This is a genomic window from Streptomyces sp. WAC 04229, from assembly GCF_003947455.1.
In the GTDB taxonomy this organism is placed as follows: Bacteria; Actinomycetota; Actinomycetes; order Streptomycetales; family Streptomycetaceae; genus Streptomyces.
Genome location: NZ_QHJH01000303.1, coordinates 1 through 5,228 on the forward strand (window position 1 = coordinate 1; position 5,228 = coordinate 5,228).

General features: G+C 72.8%; 5 protein-coding genes. 2 read left to right on the forward strand and 3 right to left on the reverse strand.

The genetic code is table 11. The annotated features are described in order from the left end of the window. Positions 1-62: 62 nt before the first annotated feature. Positions 63-344, reverse strand: coding sequence for a DUF3040 domain-containing protein (locus DMH12_RS36930; RefSeq protein WP_125495659.1), 282 nt, complete (start codon positions 342-344; stop codon positions 63-65). 291 nt (positions 345-635) lie between these two features. Here DMH12_RS36930 and DMH12_RS36935 point away from each other — a divergent pair, with 291 nt between their 5' ends. Then, on the forward strand, positions 636-944 hold the full coding sequence (locus tag DMH12_RS36935) for a zinc-ribbon domain-containing protein (protein ID WP_125495660.1): 309 nt from the start codon (positions 636-638) through the stop codon (positions 942-944). A gap of 46 nt (positions 945-990) precedes the next feature. On the opposite strand, the gene DMH12_RS36940 is transcribed toward DMH12_RS36935, so the two are convergent. Continuing rightward, positions 991-2,544 (reverse strand): flotillin family protein, encoded by a 1,554-nt coding sequence (locus DMH12_RS36940; RefSeq protein ID WP_125495661.1) that lies wholly within the window; start codon positions 2,542-2,544, stop codon positions 991-993. 77 nt (positions 2,545-2,621) lie between these two features. After that, positions 2,622-3,131 (reverse strand): NfeD family protein, encoded by a 510-nt coding sequence (locus tag DMH12_RS36945; protein WP_125495662.1) that lies wholly within the window; start codon positions 3,129-3,131, stop codon positions 2,622-2,624. A 233-nt stretch (positions 3,132-3,364) separates the two neighbouring features. Here DMH12_RS36945 and DMH12_RS36950 point away from each other — a divergent pair. Continuing rightward, on the forward strand, positions 3,365-5,228 hold a 1,864-nt coding region (locus DMH12_RS36950), incomplete at its 3' end, for an NAD-binding protein (RefSeq protein WP_125495663.1).

The following is a 5,228-nucleotide window of genomic DNA, read 5'->3' on the forward strand; positions in this document are numbered from 1 at the left end:
CGGCCGACGTGCCGAGGGGGCCGGGGGCCGGAGAGAAGCAGGGGGAAGCCGAGTCGGGCGCGTCAGGCGTCGGAGACGCCGTCGCGCTCGTACCGGTGCGGGTCGAGCAGTTCACCGGCCACGCCGGCGAAGACCAGGCCCGCGGCGATGAGCAGTCCGTGGGCCAGTACCAGACCGGTGGCCAGTGCGCACAGCGCGGCGGCGAGCAGGAGCCAGGCCCGCCCGTACCGGTACTCGCGGGGGCGGCGCGGGCGGCCGTCGGCGAGGGCCCGCGCGAAGTGGGGGTCCTCGCGGTGCAGACGGGACGCGATCTCGCTGAGCTGGTGGTCGTCGGGCACGGGCACGTTGCCCCCCTTCGGCGTCGGTTCGGGCCCGGGGCCGGGGAGTTGACCCCAGCCTCGCCCGCGGCGGATACCGGGCACCATCGGGATTGGTACCCAGATCCGGCGACGTCGGATGTGTAGGGAAACGTGCAGATCTTGTCGTGTACATCGATCAACGAGCTACGTACTTCCGTACCGGCCCGGCGGGCCTGCTGTGCCGCGAAGCCGCGGACGGCGGGTGACCTCCGTAGTCTGGGAGAAGATCTGCGTGTCCCGCGTGCTCGCGGGGGCCGACCCGGGAAGGACCGCATCGTGATCATCTTCGGCACCAAGGGATACCTCTACCAGCTCGCGATACTGACGCTCGTGTGCGGACAGTGCGGGAATCCCTCCGCGCACACGCTCAGGAAGCGCGTCACGAAGTTCACGCTGTTCTTCGTGCCGCTGTTCCCCTTCTCCACGAAGTACGCGACGCAGTGCACCTTCTGCGGCGCCGAGCAGCAGGTGACCAAGGAGCAGGCGGAGCAGCTCCAGTCGCAGGGTGGCATGGGCGGTCCCGGCGGCGGGCAGGGCGGGCAGCCGTACGGCGCCGCGCCGCAGCAGCCGTACCAGCAGCCCTGACCTGCGCCTTCGGGGGACGGCCGGCGGCCGGCCCCCGCCCGCGCGGTCAGCCCGTGATCTCCACCTTGCCGTTGCGGGAGTCGGCGCGGCCCGGGGCCGCCTCCGGTGCGTCCGGGCCGGCCGCGTCGGTGGAGCCCTTCGCGGTGATGCCCTTCAGCAGGGACGCCAGGTCGACGCCGGTGGTGGAGCCCAGCAGTTCCATGCCCTGCGCGACGTTGTCGGCGACCGTGCGGGACAGGCGGCTCGCGCCGTCCGTCGAGATCACCGTCATCTTGTCCACGGCCGACAGCGGCTCGGACGCCTTCGCCACCACCTGCGGCAGCACCTCGACCAGCATCTGGAGCACGGCGGCGTCGCCGTACCGGTCGAAGGCGTCGGCCTTCTTCTCCATCGCCTCGGCCTCGGCCGCGCCCTTCGCGCCGATCGCGGCGGCCTCCGCGTCGCCCTCCAGCCGCACGGCCTCGGCGATCGCCGCGCGCCGGGAACGCTCGGCCTCGCCCTGCTTGAGGCCCTCGATGGCCTCCGCCTCGGCCAGCGCGCCACGCCGCTGCTTCTCGCCCTCACCGGTGAGCCGGGCCCGCTCGGCCTCCGCCTGGGCGGCGGCGATCCCGGCGGAACGCTCGGCCTCGGCCTGCTTCACCCGCGCCACCCGGCGCGCCTCCGCCTCCTGCTCGGCGGCGTAGCGCTGGGCGTCGGCCGGCTTGCGCACCTCGGTGTCGAGCTGGCGGTCCTTCAGCGCGGCCTGCCGCTCGGCGACCTTCTCCTGCTCGGCGAGGATGTCCTGCTGCCGGGCCGCCTCGGCCAGCGGTCCGGCGGCGTTGGCGCGGGCGGACGCCTGGTCGGTCTCGGCCTTGATCTCGGCCTGCTTCAAGTAGAGCGTGCGCTGCGCGACCGCGATCTCCTCCTCGGCCTTCAGCCGCGCCTGCTCGGCCGCCCGCCGGGCCACGGCCTCGGCGATGTCGGCCTCCTGCCTGGCGCGGGCCGCCTCGGGACGGCCCAGGTCCTCCAGGTAGGAGCCCTCGGTGGTGATGTCCTGGATCTGGAAGGCGTCCAGGACCAGGCCCTGCCCGGACAGGCTCGCCTCCGCCTCCTCGGCCACCTGGCCGGCGAACGCGGCCCGGTCCCGGATGACGTCCTCGACCGACATCCGGCCGACGATCGCGCGCAGTGCGCCGGACAGCACCTCCTGCGTGAAGCCGACGATGCCGTCCTGCTGCATCAGGAAGCGCTGCGCGGCGGCGCGGATCGCGTCCTCCGTGCCGCCGACCTTGACGATCGCGACGCCCTCCAGGTGGGCCTTGACGCCGCGCAGCGTCACCGCGCCGCGCACGGCGACCGGGATGTGCCGGGAGGAGAGGTCGAGCGTGAACCGCTGCTGCACGAACGGCACGACGAACACGCCACCGCCGACCACGACCTTCTGGCCGCTGTTGTCGGTGAACACCCGGCCCGTCTCCGGGTCGGTGGACTTCTTGCCGCGGCGGCCGGTGACGATGAACGCCTCGCTCGGACCGGCCACCTTGTAGCGGCTGACCACCACGAGTGCGAGCAGCACCAGGAGTACGACGACTCCCAGCACCGCGATGACGACAGGACTCATGACAACGCCCCCGAATCACACAGAGATAGAGACAGAGAAGACAGAAATCGGAAGAGAAGGAGTGGAGATGGGGGTGGTCAGCGGTCCACCGGGCGGACCACGACCGACGTCCCCGTCGGCACCGCCTCGACCCACACCTCGGCGCCCCGCGCCACCGGCACCGCGCTGCGCGCCGCGCACTTCAACGGCTGCCCCGCGAGCCGCAGCAGCACCTCGCCGTAGCCCTCCGCCGGGATGGCGGTCACGACCTTGCCGGACGTGCCGAGCAGGTCGTTCGTGCTGGGTGTGACGGCGGTCTGGTCGCGCATCAGCGCACGGCTGAAGCGGTACGTCAGCCAGGCGGCGCCCACTCCCACGACCGCGCCGCCTGCGGCGGCCCCCGCCGGTCCGGCCCAGCCGGTGCCGAGGGCGATGGCGCCACCGAAGCCGGTCATCGCCGTGAATCCGGCGACGACCGGCAGCGACAGCCACCCCTCCAGGACGCCGTCCAGCGCACCGTCGAGCGCGCCTTCCAGCAGTCCGTCGAAGACCAGCGACAGGGCGAGCAGCACAACCCCCGTGATGCCGATTCCGAGAAACCAGGCCATGTGTGCCGTCCCCCTCCCACCCGTCGCTGAGCTCCGGTGAGAAGAATCCTCACATCGGGAGCCGGGGCGCGTCATTGCCGTGTTCCGGCAATCTTTATGCGTTCTTGATGCCGTCCTCGGCCTCTTCGGGCCCTCCTGGAACCGCGCCCGGCGCCTGTACTGTCCTTCTTCAAATGGGAACTCATACGGGGAGCGTTCCGAATCAGGTTCCGCAGGGCGACGCGTACGCGCACATGGTGGTGTGCGGTGACGACGGGCTGGCACATCGCCTCGCCGCCGAACTGCGCGGCGTCTACCGCGAACAGGTCACCCTCGTCGTCCCGCCCTCCGGGCGCAGGCTGCGGCAGCCGGTGGTCGGACGGGCCCGGGCGGCCTCGGCGGCGCTGCTGGACATGGTCAACGCGGCCGTCAACCGGAGCGGCAACGGCGACCAGGGCGGCGCGGGTCGCGAAGGCGCGGGCCGTGAAGGCACAGGGCGCGAACTGGAAGCCACCGAGCCGACCGAGGACGTGCTCGCCGACGCCGGCGTGGAGCGGGCCGGCGCGCTGGCGCTGGTGTACGACGACGACGAGACCAACATCCGCGCGGCCCTGACCGCCCGTCGGCTCAACCCCCGGCTGCGGCTGGTGCTGCGCCTGTACAACCGGCGCCTGGGCCAGCACATCGAGGATCTCCTCGACCAGAGCGCCGCACTGGCGACCGGTGGCGGGGGTGCCACCGGGCCGGACGCCGCCGAGTCCTCCACGACCGTGCTGTCCGACGCCGACACGGCCGCGCCCGCGCTGGCGGCCACCGCGCTCGTCGGCACCAGCAAGATCGTGGAGACCGACGGCCTGCTGCTGCGCGCGGTGGAACGGAACCCGCCGCTGCCCGGCCAGGTCGCCGACCCCGGTCTGTGCACCCTCGCACTGCTCTCCGCGACCAGCAACGACCCGGCCGGGGCGGACGGTTCGGAGGACAGCGGCGAGGGTCCGCAGCTGCTGCCCGACGCGGCGGCGGTCCAGGCGGCGACCGGGCGCGGGACCGTGGCGCTGGAGCAGGTGTCGTACTCCGGACCGTCGCTGCCCGCCGGACGCGCGAGCGTGCCGCCGTTCGCCGAGCTGTTCTCGCGACGGCTGCGGTGGTCGCTGGCCGGTCTGGCGGCGTGCGTGGTCGCGCTCGCCGTGGCGCTGATGGTGGTCACGGACGACCATCCGGTGCACGCGACGTACGTGACGCTGCTCGACCTCTTCTCCATCAACGAACCCGCCCACAACGCGGACATCGGCCGTCAGATCCTTCAACTTCTCTCCGGGTTCGTGGGACTGCTGTTGCTTCCGGTGCTGCTGGCGGCCGTACTCGAGGCCCTGGGGACCTTCCGTACCGCTACGGCGTTGCGGAAGCCGCCGCGCGGGATCGGCGGGCACGTCGTCCTGCTGGGTCTCGGCAAGATCGGCACGCGGGTGCTGACACGGCTGCGGGAGATGGACATCCCGGTGGTGTGCGTCGAGGCCGATCCCGAGGCGCGGGGGCTGGCGACCGCCCGGCGGCTGCGGGTGCCGGTGGTGCTCGGGGACGTGACGCAGGAGGGGGTGCTGGAGGCCGCGAAGATCCAGCGCGCGCACTCGCTGCTCGCGCTGACCAGCGTGGACACCACCAACCTGGAGGCGGTGCTCTACGGGCGGTCCGTACGGTCGGGACTGCGGGTGGTGCTGCGGCTGTACGACGACGACTTCGCGACCGCCGTGTACCGCACTCTGCGTGCCGCCCATCCCGGTGCGCTCACCCGGAGCAGGAGCGTGACGCATCTGGCGGCGCCGTCCTTCGCCGGGGCGATGATGGGCCGTCAGATTCTGGGCGCGATACCCGTGGAGCGGCGGGTGCTGCTGTTCGCCGCGGTGGAGGTGGCGGGGCATCCGCAGCTGGAGGGCCGGACGGTCGGCGAGGCCTTCCGGGCGGGGGCGTGGCGGGTGCTGGCGCTGGAGGTGGCGGACGAGGGGTCCGACCGGGGGTCCGCCTCCGGCGACGGTGAGGGGGACGAGGAGGCCGAGGTGGCTCGGGAGTCCCGGTTGGTCTGGGATCTGCCCGACACCTATGTCCTCCGGGGTGAGGACCGGG

Excerpts from the sequence above, each read along its gene's own strand:
- DMH12_RS36940 (WP_125495661.1), bottom strand. The coding sequence starts at position 2,544 with ATGAGTCCTGTCGTCATCGCGGTGCTGGGAGTCGTCGTACTCCTGGTG.
- DMH12_RS36945 (WP_125495662.1), bottom strand. The coding sequence starts at position 3,131 with ATGGCCTGGTTTCTCGGAATCGGCATCACGGGGGTTGTGCTGCTCGCC.